This is a genomic window from Variovorax sp. Soil_C_19, from assembly GCF_057657255.1.
Window position 1 is genome coordinate 380,986 of the sequence record NZ_JBDGIV010000005.1, and the last position, 20,245, is coordinate 401,230.

Here is a 20,245-nt window from a genome sequence, read left to right on the forward strand (position 1 = left end):
CCGAACCCGGCGCTTCAGCCGAAGTTCTTGGCCGCGAAGTCCCAGTTGACCAGCTTCGCCAGGAAGGTCTCGACGAACTTCGGGCGCAGGTTGCGGTAGTCGATGTAGTAGGCGTGCTCCCAGACGTCGACCGTGAGCACCGGCGTGTCGCCCGTGGTCAGCGGCGTGCCTGCGGCGCCCATGTTCACGATGTCGAGCGAGCCGTCGCCCTTCTTCACCAGCCAGGTCCAGCCAGAGCCGAAATTGCCCACGGCCGACTTGACGAAGGCTTCCTTGAACGCGTCGTAGCTGCCCCACTTGGCGTCGATCGCCTTGGCCAGCGCGCCCGTGGGCGTGCCGCCGCCCTGGGGCTTCATGCAGTTCCAGAAGAAGGTGTGGTTCCAGATCTGCGCGGCATTGTTGTAGATGCCGCCGCTCGACTTCTTGACGATCTCCTCGAGCGGCATCGACTCGAACTCGGTGCCCTTCTGCAGGTTGTTGAGGTTCACCACGTAGGCGTTGTGGTGCTTGCCGTAGTGGTACTCGAGGGTTTCCTTCGAGTACTCGGGTGCCAGCGCGTCGAGGGCGTAGGGCAGGGGCGGGAGGGTGTGTTCCATGGTGGGTCCTTCTGGGTTGTCGAAAAGAAAAAAGCGAAAGTCTTCGCTGCTCAGGCGAGCGGCTTGTTCGGCGTCACGCGGTAGGCGCAGCGCCGGGCGCCCGCCAGCACATGCTCGACGCGGCTCACGCTCACGTCGGGCCCGAGCACTTCGTCGAAGAGCTGCAGTTCGCTGCGGCAAAAGCCGGTGCAGGCGCGCGCCGCGGTGCAGATCGGGCAGTGGTTCTCGATGAAGAGAAAGCCGCCGTCGTCCTCGGGCCGAAACTCGGCCATGTAACCCTCGCGAGTGCGGATCTCGGCCAGCCGCTCGAGCCGCGTCTTCAGGCTGCGCGCGCCGCGCAGGGCCTCGGTGTAGGTGGCGCGCATGGCGTTCTCGCGCGCGCCGATCAGCTGGTCCATGCCCTTCTCGCCGAACACGCTGATGACGGCGCTGATCATCTGCACGGTCATCTCGGCATGCGTGTCGGGAAAGCGTGCATGGCCCGCGCCCGTGAGCCGCCAGATCTGCGTCGGCCGGCCGCGGCCCGCCGGGCGGCTCTCGGCGTCGACCAGGCCCTCGGCCTGCAGCTTGGCCATCTGCTGGCGCACCGCCTCGACCGTGACGTCGAGCACCTTGGCGATGTCGGGAATGCCGAGCGCGCCGCGCCGCTTGAGCGTGGAGAGGATGCGGTCGGCCGGCTGGTGCGGCGTCCAGGCGGGCTTGGCGTCGGCGGCGGGAGCGGGCATGGGCGGGGTCTCGGGCAATGCGGTGGGGCCTATTGTCGGCAGCGGCAGCTCATGATTGTCGTGCGCCGGCTTCGCCCCTCGCCTGCGCAGGTGCTTGCCACCCGCCGCCCAGCGCCTTGTAGAGCGCGACCAGGCTGGTGAACGAGGCGGCTTCGGCCTGGGCCACGGCGTCCTGCGCGCGCAGCCAGGTGCGCTGCGCGTCGAGCACGCTCAGGTAGGGGGCGGCGCCTTCGCGGTAGCGCACCTCGGCCAGCTCGGCGGCACGGCCGCTGCGCGCGGCGGCCTGCACCAGCGACTGCAGGCGCTGCTGGTTCTGGCCGTAGCCGGCGAGCGCGCTTTCCACGTCCTCGATGGCGCGCAGCACGGTCTGCTCGTACTGCGCGCGCTCGCCTTCGGCACGCGCCTCGGCACCGCGCAGGCGGGCCCTGGCCGAGCCGAGCCGCAGCGCGGGCCAGCTCAAACCCGGCGTCACGCTGAAGGCGCGGCTCGCCGAGCTGCCGAGGTCCGAGCCGCGCAGCGCGACGAACCCGAGGAACCCGCCGATGTCGATGCGCGGGTACAGCTCGGCCGTGGCGGCGCCGATGTCGGCCGTGCCTGCGGCCAGGGTGCGCTCGGCACGCAGCACGTCGGGCCGGCGCCGCAGCAGGTCGCCCACGTCGCCGATGGGCAGGCGCTTGTCGAGCACGCGCAGCGGCTGCGGCTGCAGCAGCATCGGCGCGAGCTCGGAGGGCTGCAGGCCCGCCAGCACGGCGACGCGGTGGGCGGCCTGGCGGCGCGAGGTCTCGAAGACGGGCAGGTCGCTTTCGGTGGCGGCCAGGTTGGCCTGCGCGCTTGCCAGGTCGCCTTCGAGCCCGCGGCCGGTCTGCACCTGCGCCTGGGTCACGCGCAGGCTGCGCTGCAGGCTGTCGAGCGTGCGGCGCGCCACGGCCAGGCGCTGCTCGGCGCCGCGCATCTCGTAGTAGTTGCGCGCCAGCTCGGCCACCGCCACGATGCGCACCTGCTCGAGGTCGGCGGCCGAGGCCTCCGCACGCGCGGTGGCGGCTTCGTCGAGCCGCTGCAGGCGGCCGAACAGGTCGATCTCCCATGCGGCATCGAAGCCCGCACGGCTGCTCTGGGCCAGCGTGCGTGCTTCAGGCGGCAGACCGTTGCCCTGCGCGATGCTGCGCGTGTGGCTGGCGCCCAGCGTCACCGCGGGCAGGCGGTCGAGCCCGGCCTCGGCCTGCAGGGCGCGGGCTTCGCGCAGCCGCGCCTCGGCGATGCGGATGTCGTGGTTGGCCGCGAGCGCGCGCTCGATCAGCGCATCGAGCTGCGGATCGTCGAACTGGCGCCACCAGTCGCGCTGCACCGCGTCGCTCGCGAACAGCGCGCGCTCGGGCGCGGCAATGGCGACGGGCGGCGTGGCCGGCGCGGTGTAGCGCGGGCCGACGGCGCAGCCCGCGAGCAGCAGCGGCAGCAGCAGTGCCGCAGGAAGAAGAGAACGGTTCATGGTCATGCTCCCGCAGCCAGTGCGTCGAGTTCGGCGGCCCGCTGCGAGCGGCCCACCGTGCGGTGGTCGCGCGCGAGCAGCGTGTACATCGTGGGCAGCACGAACAGCGTGAACAGCGTGCCCACCAGCATGCCGACCACGATCACCAGGCCGATGCTGAAGCGGCTGTTGGCGCCCGCGCCGCTCGCAAAAAGCAGCGGCACCAGGCCCATCACCATCGCGGCGGTGGTCATCAGAATGGGCCGCAGCCGGATGCGCGCGGCCTCCTCGATCGCCAGGCGTCGGTCGAGGTTCTTGTGCGCCTGGATCTCGTTGGCGAACTCCACCATCAGGATGCCGTGCTTGCTGATGAGCCCGATCAGCGTCACGAGCCCGATCTGCGTGTAGATGTTGATGGTGGCAAAGCCCATCGCCAGCGGCACCAGCGCGCCGCAGATCGACATCGGCACGCTCACCAGGATGATCAGCGGATCGCGCAGGCTTTCGTACTGCGCCGCCAGCACGAGGTAGATCACGATGATCGCGAACACGAAGGCCAGCACCAGCGCCGAGCCTTCCTGCGTGAACTGGCGCGCATCCGACTGCCAGTCGTGGCTGAAGCCGGCGGGCAGCTTCTTCGCCTCGTCGGCCAGAAAGGCCACCGCGTCGCCCATGCTCACGCCCGGCATCGGAATGGCCTGGAAGGTCGCGGCATTGAGCTGGTTGAACTGCGTGAGCGTGTTGGGCCCCACGCTGGTCGAGAGCTGCACCAGGTTGGCGAGCGGCACGGGCTCGCCGCTCGCGCTCTTCACGAAGTAGCCGGCCAGCGCCTCGGCCGTGAGCCGCTGCGCGCGCGGCGACTGCGGAATCACGTCGTACGAGCGGCCGTCCATGCCGAAGCGGTTGACGTAGTTCTCGCCCACCAGCACCGCGAGCGTGTCGCCGATGGCCTTCATGGTCACGCCCATGCTGTTGGCCTTGGCGCGGTCCACGCGCACCTCGGTCACGGGGTTGTTGAACTCCAGGTCGCTGTCGACCACGGCGAACTTGCCGCTGTCGCGCGCGGCGGCCTTGAGCGACTCCATCGCCTCGAACACCGTGCGGTGGTCGCCTGCGCTCTTGATCACCATCTGCACCGGCAGCCCGCCGGTCGAGCCCGGCAGCGACGGCAGCTGAAACGCGAAGATGTTGCTGCCTTCGACATCGCCCATGGTGCGCTGCACCTCGTGCTGGATCTCGTCGGCGCTGCGCGTGCGGTCCTTCCAGTCCGACAGCTGCACGCCGCCGATGCTGTTGGCCACGCCGTCCGATCCGTTGATGAGCCAGCGGCCGGTGTTCTCGGGCAGCGCCGCAAAGACCTCGTCCCATTTCTGGCCGAACTTCTCGACGTAGTCGATGTTGGCGTGCTGCGGCGACTTGATCGCGGTGAGCACCATGGCCTGGTCCTCGCCCGGCGCGAGCTCGCGCTGCGCGGCGTTGTACAGAAACGGCAAGCTCGCAAGCACCGCCACTGCGAACACGCCGGTCACCCAGCGGTGGCGCAGCGACACGCCGAGCAGCCGTCCGTAGCCGCTGGCGAGCCGGTGGAAGAAGGCCTCGGCCCGGCGCGCCATGCGGCCCGCCGCGGCATCCTGCGGCAGCAGGAACGAGCTCATCACCGGCGACAGCGTGAGCGCGATCACGCCCGACACCACCACCGCGCCCGCGAGCGTGAAGGCGAACTCCTTGAAGAGCGAACCCGTGAGTCCGCCCATCAGCCCAATCGGCGCATACACGGCAGCCAGCGTGAGCGTCATCGCGATGACGGGGCCGGCCACCTCGCGCGCACCGATGAGCGCGGCCTGCACGCGCGACTTGCCCGCTTCGATGTGGCGATGCACGTTCTCGACCACCACGATCGCGTCGTCCACCACCAGGCCGATGGCCAGCACCATCGCCAGCAGCGTGAGCAGGTTGATGCTGAAGCCGAACAGCAGCATCAGCGCCGCGGCGCCGAGCATCGACAGCGGGATCGTCACCACCGGGATCAGCACCGCGCGCAGCGACCCCAGGCAAAGAAAGATCACCAGCACCACGATGGCGATCGCCTCGAGCAGCGTCTTCTGCACCTCGTCGATAGAGGCCTCGATGAAGCGCGCGAGCTCGAAGGGCAATTGCACCTCCACGCCCGGCGGCATGTTGCGCTCGATTTCGGGAAGCAGTTCGCGGATGCGCTTCACGATCACCAGCGGGTTGCCGTTGGGCGCCGCCTGCAGGCCGAGGTAGATGGCGCGGTCGCCGTCCATGGTGGCGCTGCTGTCGGCGCTGGCCGCGCCGAGCTCCACCGTGGCCACGTCGCCCAGGCGCACCAGGGCGTCGCCCTCGCGCTTGACCACCATGTCGCGGAACTCGGCCACGTTCGCCACGTCGGTGTTCACGCGGATGTTCGACACCACGTAGAGCCCCTTCACCTGGCCGGGCGCAGCCTGCACGTTGTTCTGCCGCAGCGCGTCGGCCAGCTCGCCGGCCGAGATGCCGCGCGCGGCCATGCGTTGGGGGTCGAGCCACACGCGCATCGCGAGCGTCTGGCCGCCCGACACCTCCACGCCCGACACGCCCGGGATCGACGCGAACTGCGGCTGCACCACGCGCGAGAGGTAGTCGGTCAGTGCCGGGATCGGCATGGTCTTGCTCGAAAAGCCCACGTACGCCACCGCGGTGGCCTCGCCCGACGACTTGAGGATCACCGGGTCGAAGGCCTCGGGCGGCAGCCGGTACTTGACCTGGCTCACCTGCGCCATGGCCTGCGTGAGCGCCTGGTTGGCATCGGCATTGAGCTTCATGCGCACGCTGACCACGCTGCGGCCCAAGGTGGACGACGACGAGAGGTAGTCGACGTTCTCGATGGTCGCCACCGCCTGCGCGATCGGCTGCGTGACGAAGCCCTGCATCAGCTCGGGCGAGGCGCCGGGGTATTGCGTGGTGATGGTGAGCGTGGTGCTCTCGGTCAGCGGGTACTGGCGCACCGGCAGGTCGCCGATCGCGCGGGCGCCGAGCAGCAGGATCAGCGTGCTCACCACCAGCGCCAGCACGGGCCGGCGCACGAACAGGTCGGTGAACTTCATGGCCGGCGCTCCGCGAGGGCGAGCGTGTCCTGCCCGGCGGTCGCCACCGCGGCGCCGGTGTAGAGCCGCAGCTGGCCCGAGGTGACGACCTGCTCGCCGGCCTTCAGGCCCTGCTCGACCACGACGCGGCCGTCCTGCCGGTCGCCGGTCTTCACGAACACCTGCTGCGCCGTGAAGCCGCCCTTGTCGGCCGGGCGCACGACGAACACCGAGTCGCCGTGCGTGCTGTAGGTGATGGCGGTCTCGGGCACCGTGATCGCATCGGTGCGCGCGGGCAGCGCCACCTTGGCGTTGACGTACATGCCGGGCGCGAGCGCGCCGTCCGCGTTGTCGAGCGTGGCCTGCAGCCGCACGGTGCGCGTGTCGCTGCCGATCTGCGGCTCGATGGCGCTGAGCCTGCCTTCGAAGGTGCGGCCCGGATGCGCGTCGACCGCGAGCGACACCGCCTGGTTGCGCTTCAGCGCCGGCAGCGCCGTCTCGGGCAGCGTGACGTTCGCGAGCAGCGTGCGGGCGTCGGTGAGCGACACCAGCGCATCGCCGGCCCGCACGAACTGGCCCAGGTTGACGCGCCGGATGCCGAGCACGCCGTCGAACGGCGCCTTGATGCGCTTCTGCTCGACCAGCGCCTGCACCCGGCGCAACTCGCCGTTGGCCTGGTCGAACGCGGCCTGCGCCTGCTCGAGCTGCTCCTGCGTGGCGGCCTGCTGCGGCAGCAGGCGGCGCGTGCGCTCGAGCAGCGCCCGGGCATTGGCGCGCTGGGCCGCAAGGCGTTCGAGGTCGCCCTGTTCGGGCGCGTCGTTGAGCTGCACCAGCAGCTGGCCGGCGCGCACGGGGGCGCCCGGCGTGAAGAGGATCTTCGCGACCCGGCCCTCCACCTCGGCCGGCACCTCGACCTGGCGGTGCGCCTCGAGCGTGCCGATGCCGCCGAGATGGCGCGCCATCTCCGACTGGCGCGCCTCGGCGACCGCCACCTTCACCGGCGGCATGCCGCCGCCGCCCTCGGCATGCGCCGGCCCCGGCTTCGTCGCCAGCGCCCAGACGGCCGCGCCCACCACCACTGCCGCAAGGCCGGCGCCGAGCCAGGCCCTTGATCTTGTGTTCATGATCGATTCTTATTTATCAAAGTAGATGCTTGGATTATTAGACGCGGCCGTTCGCGCTGTCGAGACCGACGGCGCAATGACCCCGCTGCGGCCGGGCCCATCCGCATCGCAGCGGTGGCCGGCATCGCAAAGACGCACGAGCGCGCCGTCTTGTGACAGGGGCGGTGGCGGCGGGCGGCGCGTCTTTATGTTTTCTTTATGCGGCCGCCCGGGCTTTGTTCCCCGTTTTTACGCAGCGCTGCCGAGACTGGGCTCCTTGTTTTTCGCTCCAGGAGCAATCGAATGGACATCGTCTGGATGGGCGCCCTGCTGGCGCTCTGGGCCGCGCTGGCGGCCATGGTGCGCGGCCTCGACCGGCTCGACGCAGCACCGAAGGCGGCATCGGCCGCCGCCGAAGGAGGCGCGCCGTGATCGCCCTCGAAGCGCTCTACGTCTTCGGCGCGCTGGTGGCCGTGGTGCTGTTCGCGTACCTCGTGTTCGCGCTGATCTGCGCCGAGGAATTCTGAGATGACCGCTTCCGCCTGGGGCCTGCTGGCCCTCTTTCTGGCCGCGCTGCTGGCACTGGCCTGGCCCGTGGGCCGGTTGCTCGCGGCGCTGTGCAGCGAGCGCATGCCGCGCTGGGCCGAACGCATCGAGGCGCCGTTCTATCGGCTCGCGGGCACCGTGCCCGGGCAGTCGACGGGCTGGCGCGCCTATGCGCTCGCGCTGCTCGCCTTCAATGCGGTCGGCGCCGTGGTGCTGTACGCGCTGCAGCGGCTGCAGGGCGTGCTGCCGCTCAACCCGGCGGGCCTGGGCGCGGTGTCGCCCGACTCGGCCTTCAACACCGCGGTGAGCTTCGTCACCAACACCAACTGGCAGGGCTACGCCGGCGAGGTCGCCATGAGCCATCTCACGCAGATGCTCGGCCTTGCGGTGCAGAACTTCTTCTCGGCCGCCACCGGCATCGCGGTGGCCTTCGCGCTGGTCCGCGGCTTCGCGCGACGCGGTGACGGAAAAGGTGCGGGGCTGGTGGGCAACTTCTGGGCCGACCTCGTGCGCATCACGCTGTGGGTGCTGCTGCCGCTGTCGTTCGTGCTCGCGCTTCTCTTCGTCGGGCAGGGCGTGGTGCAGAACTTCGGCGCGCCCGCGGTGGTGCATCCGCTCGAGGCCGCGGCCGGCCCGCAGGTGCTCGCGATGGGACCGGTGGCCTCGCAGGAGGCGATCAAGCTGCTCGGCACCAACGGCGGCGGCTTCTTCAATGCCAACTCGGCGCACCCGTTCGAGAACCCGACCGCGTTCTCGAACCTGCTGCAGATGGTCGCGATCTTCCTGATCCCCGCGGGGCTGTGCTTCGCGTTCGGCCGCGTGGTGGGCGACATCCGCCAGGGCTGGGCGGTGCTCGCGGCGATGACGGCGATGTTCGTGGTCGCGGTGGTGGCCGTGGTGCATGCCGAGCAGGCCGGCAATCCGCTCTTCGGCCCGCTGGGCATCGACCAGGCGGCGAGCGCGCTGCAGGCGGGCGGCAACATGGAAGGCAAGGAGGTGCGCTTCGGCATCGATGCCTCGGCGCTGTTCGCGGCCGTCACCACGGCCGCCTCGTGCGGCGCGGTGATCGCGATGCACGACGCGTTCACGCCGCTCGGCGGCATGGTGCCGATGGTGCTGATGCAGCTCGGCGAGGTGGTGTTCGGCGGCGTCGGCAGCGGCCTCTACGGCATGCTGGTGTTCGCCATGCTCGCGGTGTTCATCGCGGGGCTGATGATCGGCCGCACGCCCGAGTACATCGGCAAGAAGATCGAGGTGCGCGAGATGAAGCTGATCGCCATCGCCATCCTCGTGACGCCGGTGCTGGTGCTCGCGGGCACCGCGGTGGCGGTGCTGGCGGGCGCAGGCCGGGCCGGTATCGCCAACCCGGGTGCGCACGGTTTCTCCGAAGTGCTCTATGCGCTGAGCTCGGCCGCCAACAACAACGGCAGCGCGTTCGCGGGGCTCTCGGCCAACACGCCGTTCTACAACGCGCTGCTCGGCCTGGCGATGTGGTTCGGGCGCTTCGCGGTGATCGTGCCGGTGCTGGCCATCGCGGGTTCGCTCGCGGCCCGCAAGCGCCTGCCCGCGACGGCCGGCACGCTGCCCACGCACGGGCCGCTGTTCGTCTTCCTGCTGATCGGCGCCGTGCTGATGGTGGGCCTGCTCAACTACGTGCCGGCGCTGGCCCTCGGGCCAGTGGTCGAGCACCTCATGCTATGGAAGTGAGGCGCACCATGACTTCCCCTCTCTCGCTGCTCGACGCGTCGCTCCTGAAGCCCGCGCTGTGGGCCGCCTTCGCCAAGCTCGACCCGCGCGTGCAATGGCGCAACCCGGTGATGTTCATCGTCTACATCGGCAGCATCCTCACGACGCTGCTCTGGATTCATTCGCTGGGCTTTCCGGGAGACACCGGCATGAAGCCCGGCTTCGTGCTGGCCGTGACGGTGTGGCTGTGGTTCACCGTGCTGTTCGCCAACTTCGCCGAGGCACTGGCCGAGGGCCGCAGCAAGGCGCAGGCCGCCTCGCTGCGCGGTTTGCGCAAGGACACCTGGGCCAAGAAGCTGCAGGCGCCGCAGCATGGCAGCGCGTGGCTGCCGGAGCAGGCGCCGAACCTGCGCCGTGGCGACGTCGTGCTCGTCGAGGCCGGTGACGTGGTCCCGCTCGACGGCGAAGTCATCGAAGGCGTGGCCTCGGTCGACGAGAGCGCCATCACCGGCGAATCGGCGCCCGTGGTGCGTGAATCGGGCGGCGACTTCTCGGCCGTGACCGGCGGCACGCGCGTGCTGTCCGACTGGCTCGTGGTGCGCATCGCGGTGAACCCCGGCGAATCGTTCCTCGACCGCATGATCGGCATGGTCGAGGCCGCACGCCGGCAGAAGACGCCGAACGAGGTGGCGCTGACCATCCTGCTGGTGGCGCTCACGCTGGTGTTCCTCATGGTCACCGTCACGCTGCTGCCATTCTCGGTCTTCAGCGTCGAGGCCGCGGGTGCGGGCACGGTGGTGTCGCTCACCGCGCTGGTGGCGCTGCTGGTGTGCCTGATCCCGACCACCATCGGCGGGCTGCTCTCGGCCGTGGGCGTGGCCGGCATGAGCCGCATGATGCAGGCCAACGTGATCGCCACCTCGGGCCGCGCGGTCGAGGCGGCCGGCGACGTCGACGTGCTGCTGCTCGACAAGACCGGCACCATCACGCACGGCAACCGCCAGGCCAGCGCCTTCCTGCCCGCACCGGGCGTGACCAAGGCGCGGCTGGCGCGGGCCGCCATGCTGGCCTCGCTGGCCGACGAAACGCCCGAGGGGCGCAGCATCGTCGAGCTCGCGCGCCGCGAGGGGCTCGGTAGTGCGGCGGTGGAAGGTGTGCGCTTCATCCCGTTCACCGCGCAGACCCGCATGAGCGGCGTCGACCTGCCCGCCGCACCGACCAGCCTCGACGCCGATGCCGTTGTGCTGCGCAAGGGCGCGGTCGACGCGGTGCGCCGGCATGTCGAGGCGCTCGGCGGGCGCGTGCCGCCCGAGGTGCTGCGCGCCGCCGACGAGGCCGCGCGGCGCGGCAGCACGCCGCTCGCGGTGGCCGAGGGCGACCGGGTGCTCGGCGTGGTCGAGCTCAAGGACATCGTCAAGGCCGGCATCAAGGAGCGCTTCGCCGAGCTGCGCCGCATGGGCATCCGCACGGTGATGATCACGGGCGACAACCGGCTCACGGCCGCCGCCATCGCGGCCGAGGCCGGCGTGGACGACTTCCTTGCCGAGGCCACGCCCGAGGACAAGCTCGCGCTGATCCGCACCTACCAGGCCGAGGGCCGCCTCGTGGCCATGACCGGCGACGGCACCAACGATGCGCCGGCGCTCGCGCAGGCCGACGTGGCGGTCGCGATGGGCAGCGGCACGCAGGCCGCGAAGGAGGCCGGCAACATGGTCGACCTCGACTCCAACCCGACCAAGTTGCTCGAGGTGGTGGAGACCGGCAAGGCGCTCTTGATGACGCGCGGTTCGCTCACCACCTTCTCGATCGCGAACGACGTGGCGAAGTACTTCGCGATCATTCCGGCGATCTTCGTCTCGACCTATCCGCAGCTCGGCGCGCTCAACGTGATGCGGCTCGCGAGCCCGTCGTCGGCCGTGCTGTCGGCGGTGATCTTCAATGCGCTCGTGATCGTATTCCTGATCCCGCTCGCGCTGCGCGGCGTGCGCTACCGGCCCGTGGGCGCGGCCGCGCTGCTGCGGCGCAACCTCGCGGTCTACGGGCTCGGCGGGCTCATCGTTCCCTTCATCGGCATCAAGCTGATCGACTGGCTGCTCGCGGCCGTCCACTTCGTCTGAGGCGCTCTTCATCATGAACAACATCCTTCGTCCCGCGCTCGTGCTCTTCGCATTGCTGGGCGCGCTCACCGGCGTGGTGTATCCGCTCGCCGTCACCGGCGCCGCGCAGGCGCTGTTTCCCGCCCAGGCGGCGGGCAGCCTCGTGCTGCGCGACGGCCAGCCCGTGGGCTCCGCGCTCGTCGGCCAGCAATTCACCGATCCGCGGCACTTCTGGGGCCGGCCCTCGGTCACCGCGCCGCAGCCCTACAACGCGAGCGCCTCGGGCGGCGCGAACCTCGGGCCGCTCAACCCGGCGCTCATTGATGCGGTCAGCACACGCATCGCGGCTTTGCGCGCCGCCGACCCCGGCAACACCGCGCCGGTGCCGGTCGACCTGGTGACCACGTCCGCCAGCGGGCTCGACCCGCACATCAGCCCGGCGGCCGCGCATTACCAGGCCGCGCGCGTCGCCCGGCTGCGCGGCCTGCCGCCGGCGCAGGTCGATGCACTCGTCGCGCGGCACACCGAAGGGCCGCTCTGGGGCATCTTGGGCGAGCCGCGCGTCAATGTGCTGGCCCTGAACCTGGCACTCGACCTGGCGCTCGACGCCATGCGATAACCTGCACGCCCCGCCATGCCCGACGCCCGCCCCGACCCCGACGCCCTGCTTGCGCAACTGCGCAGCGACGCGGCGCGGGCGCAGCGCGGCAAGCTGCGCATCTATTTCGGCGCCTGCGCCGGCGTCGGCAAGACCTGGGCCATGCTCAGCGCCGCCCAGCGCGAGCACGCCGCAGGCCGCGACCTGCTGGTCGGCGTGGCCGAAACCCATGGCCGCAGCGAGACCGCCGCGCTGCTCGCGGGCCTGCCCGTGCTGCCGCTGCGCGAGGTGGACCACCGCGGCCGCCGGCTCGCCGAGTTCGACCTCGACGCCGCGCTCGCGCACCGGCCCGCGGTGCTGCTGGTCGACGAGCTGGCCCACACCAACGCGCCCGGCTCCCGCCATGCCAAGCGCTGGCAGGACGTGCAGGAGCTGCTGGCCGCGGGCATCGAAGTCTGGTCGGCGCTCAACGTGCAGCACCTCGAAAGCCTCAACGGCACGGTCGGCGCGATCACGGGCATCCGCGTGCACGAGACGGTGCCCGACACGGTGCTCGACGAGGCCGACGAGGTGGTGCTGGTCGATGCGACGCCCGACGAGCTCACGGCGCGGCTCGCGGCCGGCAAGGTCTACCTGCCGCGCCACGGCGAGAACGTGGCCGAGCGCGCGGCGCAGAACTTCTTTCGCAAGGGCAACCTGATCGCGCTGCGCGAGATCGCCTTGCGCCGCACCGCCGAGCACGTGGAAGACGACGTGCGCGGCTGGCGCGTGGAGCAGTCGGGCCCCGCGGGCCGCGGCACGGGTGCCGCTGCGCTGCAGGCCTGGAACACCTCGGGCGCGATCCTCGCCTGCGTCGAGCCGCACGAGGATGCGGCGCAGACGGTGCGCACGGCGGCGCGGCTCGCGGGCCAGCTCAACGTGCGCTGGCATGCGGCCTACGTCGAGACGCCGCGGCTGCAGCGGCTCGCGAGCGATGCGCGCGACCGCGTGCTCGCGGTGCTCAAGCTGGCCGAGCAACTGGGCGCGGCCACCGCGGTGCTCACGGGCGCCGACGTGGCCGAGCAGCTGGCCGCGCAGGCGCGCCGGCTCAACTGCGCCACGCTGGTGCTCGGGCGTCCCGCGCAGCCGGCGCGCTGGCGCCGCGGGTGGTGGCCGTTCGGCGGCGTGCCGCTGGCGCGTGCACTCGCGCAGCGCGCACCCGCACTCGACATCCTCGAGGCCGGCCATGCCGACAGCGCGCGGCGGCTGCCGCGCGCGCCCATCGGCGGCCTGCTCGCGGCCGACGCGGCGCAGGACGACCCACCGGTCCACTGGCGCGGCTATGCCTGGGCCGCGGCCACGAGCGTGGCGCTCACGCTGGTCTGCATGCCGCTGGCCAACGTGCTGGACATCGCCAACATCGTGATGCTGTTCCTGCCGGGCGTGGTCGGCATCGCGATGCGCTTCGGGCGGGGTCCATCGGCGCTCACGGCGCTGCTCAACGTCGCCGCGTTCGACTACTTCTTCGTGCCGCCGCGCCTGTCGCTCGCGGTGAGCGACCTGCAGTACCTGCTGACCTTCGTGATCATGCTCGGCGTCGGCCTGCTGGTGGGCCAGCTCACGGTCGGACTGCGCTTCGCCGCGGGCGTGTCGACCAGCCGCGAGCGGCGCGCGCGATCGCTGTTCGAGCTCACGCGCGAGCTCTCGGCGGCGCTCGAGAGCGCGCAGGTCGTGGCGCTCGGCGCCGCCGCCGTGCAGGGCCATTTCGGCGGCCATGCGCTGGTGCTGGCCACCGATGCCGCCGACCAGCTGGTGCCGCCCCACGCGCCGCCCGAAGGCTTCGACCTGCAGGTGGCCGACTGGGCCTTTCGCCACGGCCAGCCCGCCGGCCTCGGCACCGCCACGCTCGCGGCGCAGCCCTGGCACTACGTGCCGCTGCAGGCGCCCATGCGCGTGCGCGGCGTGCTCGCGCTGTCGCCCGCGCAGCCGCGCTGGCTGCTGATTCCCGAGCAGGCGCAGCAGCTCCAGACCCTGGCCCGGCAGATCGCGATCGCGCTCGAGCGCGTGCACTACGTCGAGGTCGCGCAGCAGGCCGTGGTCGAGATGGAATCGGAGCGCCTGCGCAATGCGCTGCTCGGCGCCATTTCGCACGACGTGCGCACGCCGCTCACCGCGCTGATCGCGCTCGCCGAATCGCTGCAGGCGCTGCCGCCCGACGAACATGCCGAGGCCGCGCGTGCCATCGTGGCGCAGGCGCACGAGCTGCATGCGCTGGTCAACAACCTGCTCGACATGGCGCGGCTCGAAAGCGGCCTCGCGGGCGGCGCGGTGAACCTGCGGCGCGACTGGCAGTCGGTCGAGGAGGTGGTCGGCTCGGGCATTCGCGCGGCGCGCACCGCGCTCGGCGGCACCGCGGTGCAGACCGCGCTCGCGCCCGGGCTGCCGCTGGTCGAGTTCGACGCGGTGCTGATCGAGCGCGTGCTGGTCAACCTGCTCGAGAACGCGGCCCGCTACGGCGCCCCGCCGATCGTCGTGGGCGCGCGCGCCGAACCCGGCTTGCTGGTGCTCTCGGTGCGCGACCACGGCCCCGGCCTGCCGGCCGCGCTCGCAGGGCGCGAGCACACGCTGTTCGACAAGTTCACGCGCGGCAACGCCGAATCGGCGACCCCCGGCGTCGGCCTCGGCCTGGCCATCTGCCGCGCGGTGGTGAATGCGCACGGCGGCGAGATCGCCGCGCGCAACGCGCCGGGCGGCGGCGGCGCAGAATTCACCGTCCGGCTGCCGCGCCGCGAACCCCCCGAGCCGGCCGAAGCCGCCCTTTGAACACCGCCGTTCCCTTCTCATGCCGTCGCCCACCGCCATCGTGATCGAGGACGAGCCGCAGATCCGCCGCTTCGTGCGCGGCGCGCTCGAGGCCGAAGGCTGGCAGGTGCACGAAGCCGGCACGCTGCGCGACGGCCTCGCCGCGGCCGGCACGCGCCAGCCCGACCTGCTCGTGCTCGACCTCGGCCTGCCCGACGGCGATGGCGTGGCGCTGATCCGCGACGTGCGCGGCTGGTCGGCGGTGCCGATCATCGTGCTGTCGGCGCGCAGCGACGAAGCCGACAAGATCGCCGCGCTCGACGCCGGCGCCGACGACTACCTGACCAAGCCCTTCGGCACCGGCGAGCTGCTCGCGCGCGTGCGCGCCAACCTGCGCCGCCCGCGCCACGCGAACGGCAGCGGCGACGACCCCGCCGAAGCGCCGCTGTTCCGTTTCGGCGAGGTCGAGCTCGACCGCGCCGCGCGCCTGGTCCGCCGCGCCGGCACCGAGGTGCACCTGACGCCCACCGAATACCGCCTGCTTTCGGTCCTCGTCGCCAACGCCGGCCGCGTGCTTACCCAGCGCCAGCTGCTGCGCGAGGTGTGGGGTCCGTCGCACACCGACCATGGCCACTACGTGCGCATCTACATGGGCCACCTGCGTCAGAAGCTCGAAGCCGATCCGGCGCAGCCGCGGCACCTGTTGACGGAAACGGCTGTGGGCTACCGGCTCGTGGTCTGAGTCCGGGGGGCTCCCTCTCCCTCCGGGAGAGGGTTGGGGTGAGGGCCGACGGCGCCAAACACTCGACAAGCGCCGTACCGCATGCCGGGCGCGCTCTCCAAACAGCCAAAGGTCAGTTCAAGCCCTTGTTAGGCACCAGCAGAAACTTCTCCCCCGTAGCCTGCTTCGCATACACCGCAATCGCATCGAGCCGCAGCGCCTCGTGCAGCGACACCTCGCGCGTGTAGTGGCTCGCGAACGTGGTCTTCAACTCGGCCACCACGCGCGCCTTGAGCCGCGCAGCACCTTCGTCGCCGATCTTCTGCAGGAACGGAAACAGCAGCCATCCGCCCATGCCCCAGGCCATGCCGAAGTTGCGCACGAACTCCGTCGGCCCGCGGTCGAGGCCGCCGTAGATGTAGACCTGCTTGTGCGTGGTCGAGCCGTAGCGGCTGTATTCCTTGGCCGTGCGGTTGAGCGCCGCTTCCATGCAGCCGAGAATCTGGCCCGCGAGCTTGCCGCCGCCCGTGGCGTCGAACGCCAGCGTCGCGCCGGTCTCGACCAGCGCCTGCGTCAGGTCTTCGATGAAGGTCGGCGAGCCCGTGCTGCACACGTACTTTGCGCCCATGCCGCGCAGCAGCGCCTCTTGCTCTGGCTTGCGCACGATGTTGACCAGCGCGATGCCGTCCTTCTGGCAGATGCGATTGAGCATCTGACCGAGGTTGGACGCCGCCGCGGTGTGCACCAGCGCCTTGTGCCCTTCGCGGCGCATCGTCTCGACCATGCCGAGCGAGGTCAGCGGGTTCACGAAGCAGGATGCGCCTTCGGCCGGTGCCGTGCCCTCGGGCAGTGCCAGGCACTGGGCCGCGGCCACCGCGCGGTACTGCGCATACATCGCGCCGCCGATGGCCGCCACCGTCTTGCCCAGCAGCGCCTGCGCCGCGGGCGATGCTCCGGCCTTGACCACCACGCCCGCGCCTTCGTTGCCGACCGGCATCGATTGGTCGAGCCGCCCGGCCATCGCGGGCATCGCGCGCTCGGGCACGGTGGCGGTGACGACCGGCCGCTCGGGCGTGCCCGAGACCTTGGCCGTGCCCATGTCGGCCGCGCCGAACAGCAGGCCGAGGTCCGACGGATTCATCGGCGAAGCCTCGATGCGGATCACCACCTCGTGCGGCTGCGGTTCGGGAATGGGTTCGTCGTGCAGCGAGAGTTCGAGTTCGCCGTTGGCGCGGATGAGCGAGCGCAGTTGCAGTGCCATGGAACAGCCCTTTGTTGGCATGGCCGAGGGCCACGGGCGGCCAGTATAGGAGCGGCTCGCGCCGGCTGCAGGCGCCTTCAGGACACCCCGGAAGCCACCGTGCGCGGCCGGTGCCGCACCACCAGGATGACCAGCGCCACCGCCAGCCCGCCCCAGTAGTCCACCGGCGCGCCCCACAGCCAGTGCTTGTGCCAGGACGCATCTACCGGGTTGAAGCGTTCCCAGCCGAAGGCCGGGTTGATCATGAACCAGAGGAAGTCTTCGCAGACCCAGAACACGATCAGGCCGACGACCGCCAGGCCCGCGTCGCGCCAGGTCCAGCGGCCGTTGAAGGCCAGCGGCGCAAAGAACACCAGCGCCATGAAGGTGAACACCCAGGCGTGGTAGCCCGTCATTGCGCGGCCGCCCCAGAACAGGTCGAGCCAGATGCTGTTCTCGATGCGCCAGGTCGGCAGCGACGTGGCCCAGCCCGCGCCGCCTTCGATCTGGATCTCGGCATTGGCGAAGAAGAAGGCCATCACGACGACCCAGGCGAGATAGCCGATCGTGCGGGCGATGCCCGTCTTTTCCTGCGCGGTGCTGTTGCTGCTTTTGCTGTGCATGGGGTTCATTGGTCGTCGTCGCTGGCCGGGTGACCCAGCACGTGGCACAGCACGGCGGCCGCCGCGTGCGGCTTGCCGAGCGCGCGGCTGCGTGCGGCCATGGCCGCGAGCCGGGACGGATCGGCCATGAGCCGCGCCACCTTGTAGTCGAGGCCGATGGCGTCGTAGGCGAGCCAGGCCGCGCCTTCTTCCATCAGGAAGCCGGCGTTGTGTTCTTCCTGTCCCGGGATCGGCGAGATCAGCAGCATCGGCTTGCCGAGCGCCAGGCATTCCGACACCGTGAGGCCGCCGGGCTTGGTCACCACGAGGTCGGCCGCGGCCATGAGCCGGTGCATCTCGCTCGTGAAGCCGATGGCGGCCACGCGCCCCGGGTGCCGCGCGGCCAGCGCCTGCAGCCGGGCATGCGCCTCGGCATTGCGGCCGGCGACGGCAATCACCTGGAAGCCCGTGTCGTCGCCGTTGTTGCCGTTGCCGCCGCCGCCGAGCCCCAGCACGCGCTCGACCATGCTCGGCAGGTCGCCCACGCCGGCCCCGCCCGATGCCATCAGCAACACCGGCCGCGCAGGATCGAGCCCGAGCGCCGCGACCGAGGCGTCGCGCGCCAATGCCTCCGTCCCCGAGAAGCCCGGCATCACCGGAATGCCCGTCACGTGGATGCGCTCGGGCGGAATGCCGCGCGCACGCAGGCGAAAAGCCACCTCGTCGGTGGCGGCCAGATAGCCCGTCATGCCCGGCACCAGCCACATGTTGTGCAGGTCGTAGTCGGTGATCTGCAGCCACACCGGGCAGTCGATGCGGCCGCGGTTGCGCTCGCGCATCAGCAGCTCGGCCGGCAGGAAGTGCGTGCAGATCACCGCGCCGGGCTTCTCGCGGTGCAGCTCGCGCGCCAGCGCGACCGTGCTCAGCCGCTCGATGCCCCGGCGCAGCCGCTGCGACAGCGCATGGTGCGGCGTGGCATCGGTGCGCTGGTGCAGGTACGACCACAGGTCGGGCGCGCGGTTCACCAGCTGGAGGTACCAGTCGGTGTACACCTTGCGAAAGCCCGCCGTGACGTGCGCCATGGCATCGATGTGGACCGCGCTGTGCGGCGGCGCCGCCTGCACGGCGGCTTCGAGGGCTTGCGCGGCACGCACATGGCCATTGCCGGCGCTCACACTGAGGATCAGGATTTTGGTCATGCGGGTTCGGGCGCATTATGGCGATGCAATGAGACACATCCGGGAGACATCGCCCATGGGCGAAAATGCCGCGACATGACCGACACCGCCGCCGCACCCGTCCGCCTCAACAAACGCATGGCCGAACTCGGCCTGTGCTCGCGCCGCGAGGCCGACGACTGGATTGCCCAGGGCTGGGTGCGCGTCAACGGCAAGCCGGCCGAGATGGGCGTGAAGGTCACGCCGTCCGACCGCATCGAGGTCGACAAGGCGGCCAAGGGCCAGCAGGCGAACCAGGTCACCATCCTGATCCACAAGCCCATCGGCTATGTGAGCGCGCAGGCCGAAGACGGGCACGAGCCGGCGGTCACGCTGTTCACGCCGCCCAACCGCTGGGCCGAGGACAACACCCGCTTCTTCTTCAGCCCGCAGCAGTTGCGTGGCCTGGCGCCCTGCGGGCGGCTCGACATCGATTCGACCGGCCTGCTCGTGATGACGCAGGACGGGCGCATCGCGCGCCAGCTGATCGGCGAAGACTCGGTGATGGAGAAGGAATACCTGGTGCGCGTGGCCTGGCACGGCCTCGGCCAGCCCGCGCCCACCGGGCAGCTGGTGCGCCTGGACGACGACGACCCGGTCACCAGCAATGTGCAGGCGGTGTTTCCGCCCGCCATGCTCGCCCGGCTGCGCCACGGCCTGAGCCTGGACGGCCAGCCGCTCAAGCCGGCGCGGGTCGAGTGGCAGAACCCCGAGCAGCTGCGCTTCGTGCTCACCGAGGGCAAGAAGCGCCAGATCCGCCGCATGTGCGAGCTGGTCGGCCTGAAGGTGGTGGGCCTCAAGCGCGTGCGCATCGGCAAGGTGATGCTCGGCAACCTGCCAGTGGGGCAGTGGCGCTACCTGGCGCCGCACGAAAAGTTCTGAGCCCCGGCCCAGCCCGGGGCCGGTCGGTCAGTCGTCCTGGCTGGCGAACAGCGCGCGGTAGATCACCGCGCCGATGACCGCGCCGGCGATCGGCGCGACCCAGAACAGCCACAGCTCCGACACCGCATACGACGGCCCGAACAGCGCCGGGCCGGTGCTGCGCGCGGGGTTGACCGAGGTGTTGGTCACGGGGATCGAGATCAGGTGGATCAGCGTCAGGCACAGGCCGATGGCCAGGCCCGCGAAGCCACCGGCCGCGCGCTTGGCCGTGGCGCCGAGGATCACGATCAGGAACACCGCGGTCAGCACCACTTCGCAGACCAGCGCGGCGGTCATGCCGTACTTGCCGGGCGAGTGCTCGCCGAAGCCGTTGGTCGCGAAGCCGCCGATCTCGGCGCCGGGCTTGCCGGTGGCGATCAGGTACAGCACGCCCGCGGCCGCGATGGCACCGAGCACCTGCGCCACGATGTAGCCCGCGAGCTGCGAGGCCTGGAAGCGCCCCGCGGCTGCGAGGCCGATCGACACCGCAGGGTTGAAGTGCGCGCCCGAGATCGGCCCGAGCGCGTAGGCACCGGTCACCACCGTGAGGCCGAACGCGAGCGAGACGCCGAGGAACCCGATGCCCAGTTCCGGAAAACCCGCCGCCAGCACCGCGCTGCCGCAGCCGCCGAGCGTGAGCCAGAAAGTACCTATGAACTCCGCCGACCACTTTTTGTAGGTGCTATGTTCCACGTTTTTCTTCTCCTCGAATGTTGATGAATGCCTGCGTCCCCTCCGGGCGCGGGCGGATTCTAGGGAGGGGAGACGACAGGTGTTAAATCTTTTTGCAGTGAACGGAATATGTTCACAATTCGACGGTTTTTCGATGAACTGACGACCAGTTGGCATGCGGCGCAGCCCTTGT

Annotated in this window: 17 protein-coding genes; 8 read left to right on the forward strand and 9 right to left on the reverse strand. The window is 70.9% G+C overall.

Going from position 1 to position 20,245, the window contains the following annotated elements:
• Positions 1-14: 14 nt before the first annotated feature.
• Genes AC3A6R_RS14045 through AC3A6R_RS14065 form a run of 5 tightly spaced genes read right to left on the reverse strand, consistent with a single transcriptional unit; the run spans position 15 to position 6,993 of the window.
• Positions 15-596: a superoxide dismutase gene (locus AC3A6R_RS14045; RefSeq protein WP_487861020.1), complete on the reverse strand. Its 582-nt coding sequence runs from the start codon at positions 594-596 to the stop codon at positions 15-17.
• Positions 597-646: 50 nt separating this feature from the next.
• Complete coding sequence (locus AC3A6R_RS14050; protein ID WP_487864634.1) at positions 647-1,321, reverse strand: helix-turn-helix transcriptional regulator; 675 nt, start codon at positions 1,319-1,321, stop codon at positions 647-649.
• A 49-nt stretch (positions 1,322-1,370) separates the two neighbouring features.
• Positions 1,371-2,813 (reverse strand): efflux transporter outer membrane subunit, encoded by a 1,443-nt coding sequence (locus tag AC3A6R_RS14055; protein WP_487864635.1) that lies wholly within the window; start codon positions 2,811-2,813, stop codon positions 1,371-1,373.
• Positions 2,810-5,890, reverse strand: a complete 3,081-nt coding sequence (locus AC3A6R_RS14060; protein ID WP_487864636.1) for a MexW/MexI family multidrug efflux RND transporter permease subunit — start codon at positions 5,888-5,890, stop codon at positions 2,810-2,812. Before AC3A6R_RS14060 ends, AC3A6R_RS14055 begins: the two co-directional genes overlap by 4 nt.
• Positions 5,887-6,993: an efflux RND transporter periplasmic adaptor subunit gene (locus AC3A6R_RS14065; protein WP_487864637.1), complete on the reverse strand. Its 1,107-nt coding sequence runs from the start codon at positions 6,991-6,993 to the stop codon at positions 5,887-5,889. The genes AC3A6R_RS14060 and AC3A6R_RS14065 overlap by 4 nt, the downstream gene beginning before the upstream one ends.
• Before the next feature lie 282 nt (positions 6,994-7,275).
• Here AC3A6R_RS14065 and AC3A6R_RS14070 point away from each other — a divergent pair, with 282 nt between their 5' ends.
• The 7 genes from AC3A6R_RS14070 to kdpE are packed head-to-tail and all read left to right on the forward strand — an operon-like array spanning position 7,276 to position 15,421.
• Positions 7,276-7,404, forward strand: a complete 129-nt coding sequence (locus AC3A6R_RS14070) for a hypothetical protein (RefSeq protein ID WP_487864638.1) — start codon at positions 7,276-7,278, stop codon at positions 7,402-7,404.
• Positions 7,401-7,499, forward strand: a complete 99-nt coding sequence (gene kdpF / locus AC3A6R_RS14075) for a K(+)-transporting ATPase subunit F (protein ID WP_487864639.1) — start codon at positions 7,401-7,403, stop codon at positions 7,497-7,499. The genes AC3A6R_RS14070 and kdpF overlap by 4 nt, the downstream gene beginning before the upstream one ends.
• Position 7,500: 1 nt before the next feature.
• Positions 7,501-9,225 carry a potassium-transporting ATPase subunit KdpA gene (gene kdpA / locus AC3A6R_RS14080; RefSeq protein WP_487864640.1) on the forward strand — a complete coding sequence of 575 codons (1,725 nt, stop codon included), beginning with the start codon at positions 7,501-7,503 and terminating at the stop codon, positions 9,223-9,225.
• 8 nt (positions 9,226-9,233) lie between these two features.
• Positions 9,234-11,321 (forward strand): potassium-transporting ATPase subunit KdpB, encoded by a 2,088-nt coding sequence (gene kdpB, locus AC3A6R_RS14085; protein WP_487864641.1) that lies wholly within the window; start codon positions 9,234-9,236, stop codon positions 11,319-11,321.
• Between the two features lie 13 nt (positions 11,322-11,334).
• Positions 11,335-11,919 carry a potassium-transporting ATPase subunit KdpC gene (kdpC, locus tag AC3A6R_RS14090; protein WP_487864642.1) on the forward strand — a complete coding sequence of 195 codons (585 nt, stop codon included), beginning with the start codon at positions 11,335-11,337 and terminating at the stop codon, positions 11,917-11,919.
• A gap of 15 nt (positions 11,920-11,934) precedes the next feature.
• Positions 11,935-14,700: a DUF4118 domain-containing protein gene (locus AC3A6R_RS14095; RefSeq protein ID WP_487864643.1), complete on the forward strand. Its 2,766-nt coding sequence runs from the start codon at positions 11,935-11,937 to the stop codon at positions 14,698-14,700.
• A 19-nt stretch (positions 14,701-14,719) separates the two neighbouring features.
• A complete protein-coding gene (gene kdpE / locus AC3A6R_RS14100; protein WP_487864644.1) occupies positions 14,720-15,421 on the forward strand; it encodes a two-component system response regulator KdpE in 702 nt (233 codons plus the stop codon).
• A gap of 112 nt (positions 15,422-15,533) precedes the next feature.
• On the opposite strand, the gene AC3A6R_RS14105 is transcribed toward kdpE, so the two are convergent.
• From AC3A6R_RS14105 to AC3A6R_RS14115, 3 genes are all read right to left on the reverse strand, one after another.
• Positions 15,534-16,661 (reverse strand): zinc-binding dehydrogenase, encoded by a 1,128-nt coding sequence (locus tag AC3A6R_RS14105; protein ID WP_487864645.1) that lies wholly within the window; start codon positions 16,659-16,661, stop codon positions 15,534-15,536.
• A gap of 77 nt (positions 16,662-16,738) precedes the next feature.
• Entirely contained in the window at positions 16,739-17,263 is a 525-nt protein-coding gene (locus AC3A6R_RS14110) for a hypothetical protein (protein ID WP_487864646.1), read from the reverse strand.
• Positions 17,264-17,268: 5 nt separating this feature from the next.
• Positions 17,269-18,441 carry an MGDG synthase family glycosyltransferase gene (locus AC3A6R_RS14115; protein ID WP_487864647.1) on the reverse strand — a complete coding sequence of 391 codons (1,173 nt, stop codon included), beginning with the start codon at positions 18,439-18,441 and terminating at the stop codon, positions 17,269-17,271.
• 75 nt (positions 18,442-18,516) lie between these two features.
• Between AC3A6R_RS14115 and AC3A6R_RS14120 the strand changes: the two genes are divergently transcribed.
• Positions 18,517-19,341 carry a pseudouridine synthase gene (locus AC3A6R_RS14120; protein WP_487864648.1) on the forward strand — a complete coding sequence of 275 codons (825 nt, stop codon included), beginning with the start codon at positions 18,517-18,519 and terminating at the stop codon, positions 19,339-19,341.
• A 27-nt stretch (positions 19,342-19,368) separates the two neighbouring features.
• Here the strand turns inward: AC3A6R_RS14120 and aqpZ are convergent, their stop codons facing one another.
• Positions 19,369-20,073 carry an aquaporin Z gene (gene aqpZ / locus AC3A6R_RS14125; RefSeq protein ID WP_487861036.1) on the reverse strand — a complete coding sequence of 235 codons (705 nt, stop codon included), beginning with the start codon at positions 20,071-20,073 and terminating at the stop codon, positions 19,369-19,371.
• Positions 20,074-20,245: the final 172 nt, after the last annotated feature.

Coding starts and splice junctions, on each gene's coding strand:
- AC3A6R_RS14045 (WP_487861020.1), bottom strand. CDS start 596: ATGGAACACACCCTCCCGCCCCTGCCCTACGCCCTCGACGCGCTGGCA.
- AC3A6R_RS14050 (WP_487864634.1), bottom strand. CDS start 1,321: ATGCCCGCTCCCGCCGCCGACGCCAAGCCCGCCTGGACGCCGCACCAG.
- AC3A6R_RS14055 (WP_487864635.1), bottom strand. CDS start 2,813: ATGACCATGAACCGTTCTCTTCTTCCTGCGGCACTGCTGCTGCCGCTG.
- AC3A6R_RS14060 (WP_487864636.1), bottom strand. CDS start 5,890: ATGAAGTTCACCGACCTGTTCGTGCGCCGGCCCGTGCTGGCGCTGGTG.
- AC3A6R_RS14065 (WP_487864637.1), bottom strand. CDS start 6,993: ATGAACACAAGATCAAGGGCCTGGCTCGGCGCCGGCCTTGCGGCAGTG.
- AC3A6R_RS14070 (WP_487864638.1), top strand. CDS start 7,276: ATGGACATCGTCTGGATGGGCGCCCTGCTGGCGCTCTGGGCCGCGCTG.
- kdpA (WP_487864640.1), top strand. CDS start 7,501: ATGACCGCTTCCGCCTGGGGCCTGCTGGCCCTCTTTCTGGCCGCGCTG.
- kdpB (WP_487864641.1), top strand. CDS start 9,234: ATGACTTCCCCTCTCTCGCTGCTCGACGCGTCGCTCCTGAAGCCCGCG.
- kdpC (WP_487864642.1), top strand. CDS start 11,335: ATGAACAACATCCTTCGTCCCGCGCTCGTGCTCTTCGCATTGCTGGGC.
- AC3A6R_RS14095 (WP_487864643.1), top strand. CDS start 11,935: ATGCCCGACGCCCGCCCCGACCCCGACGCCCTGCTTGCGCAACTGCGC.
- kdpE (WP_487864644.1), top strand. CDS start 14,720: ATGCCGTCGCCCACCGCCATCGTGATCGAGGACGAGCCGCAGATCCGC.
- AC3A6R_RS14105 (WP_487864645.1), bottom strand. CDS start 16,661: ATGGCACTGCAACTGCGCTCGCTCATCCGCGCCAACGGCGAACTCGAA.
- AC3A6R_RS14110 (WP_487864646.1), bottom strand. CDS start 17,263: ATGCACAGCAAAAGCAGCAACAGCACCGCGCAGGAAAAGACGGGCATC.
- AC3A6R_RS14115 (WP_487864647.1), bottom strand. CDS start 18,441: ATGACCAAAATCCTGATCCTCAGTGTGAGCGCCGGCAATGGCCATGTG.
- AC3A6R_RS14120 (WP_487864648.1), top strand. CDS start 18,517: ATGACCGACACCGCCGCCGCACCCGTCCGCCTCAACAAACGCATGGCC.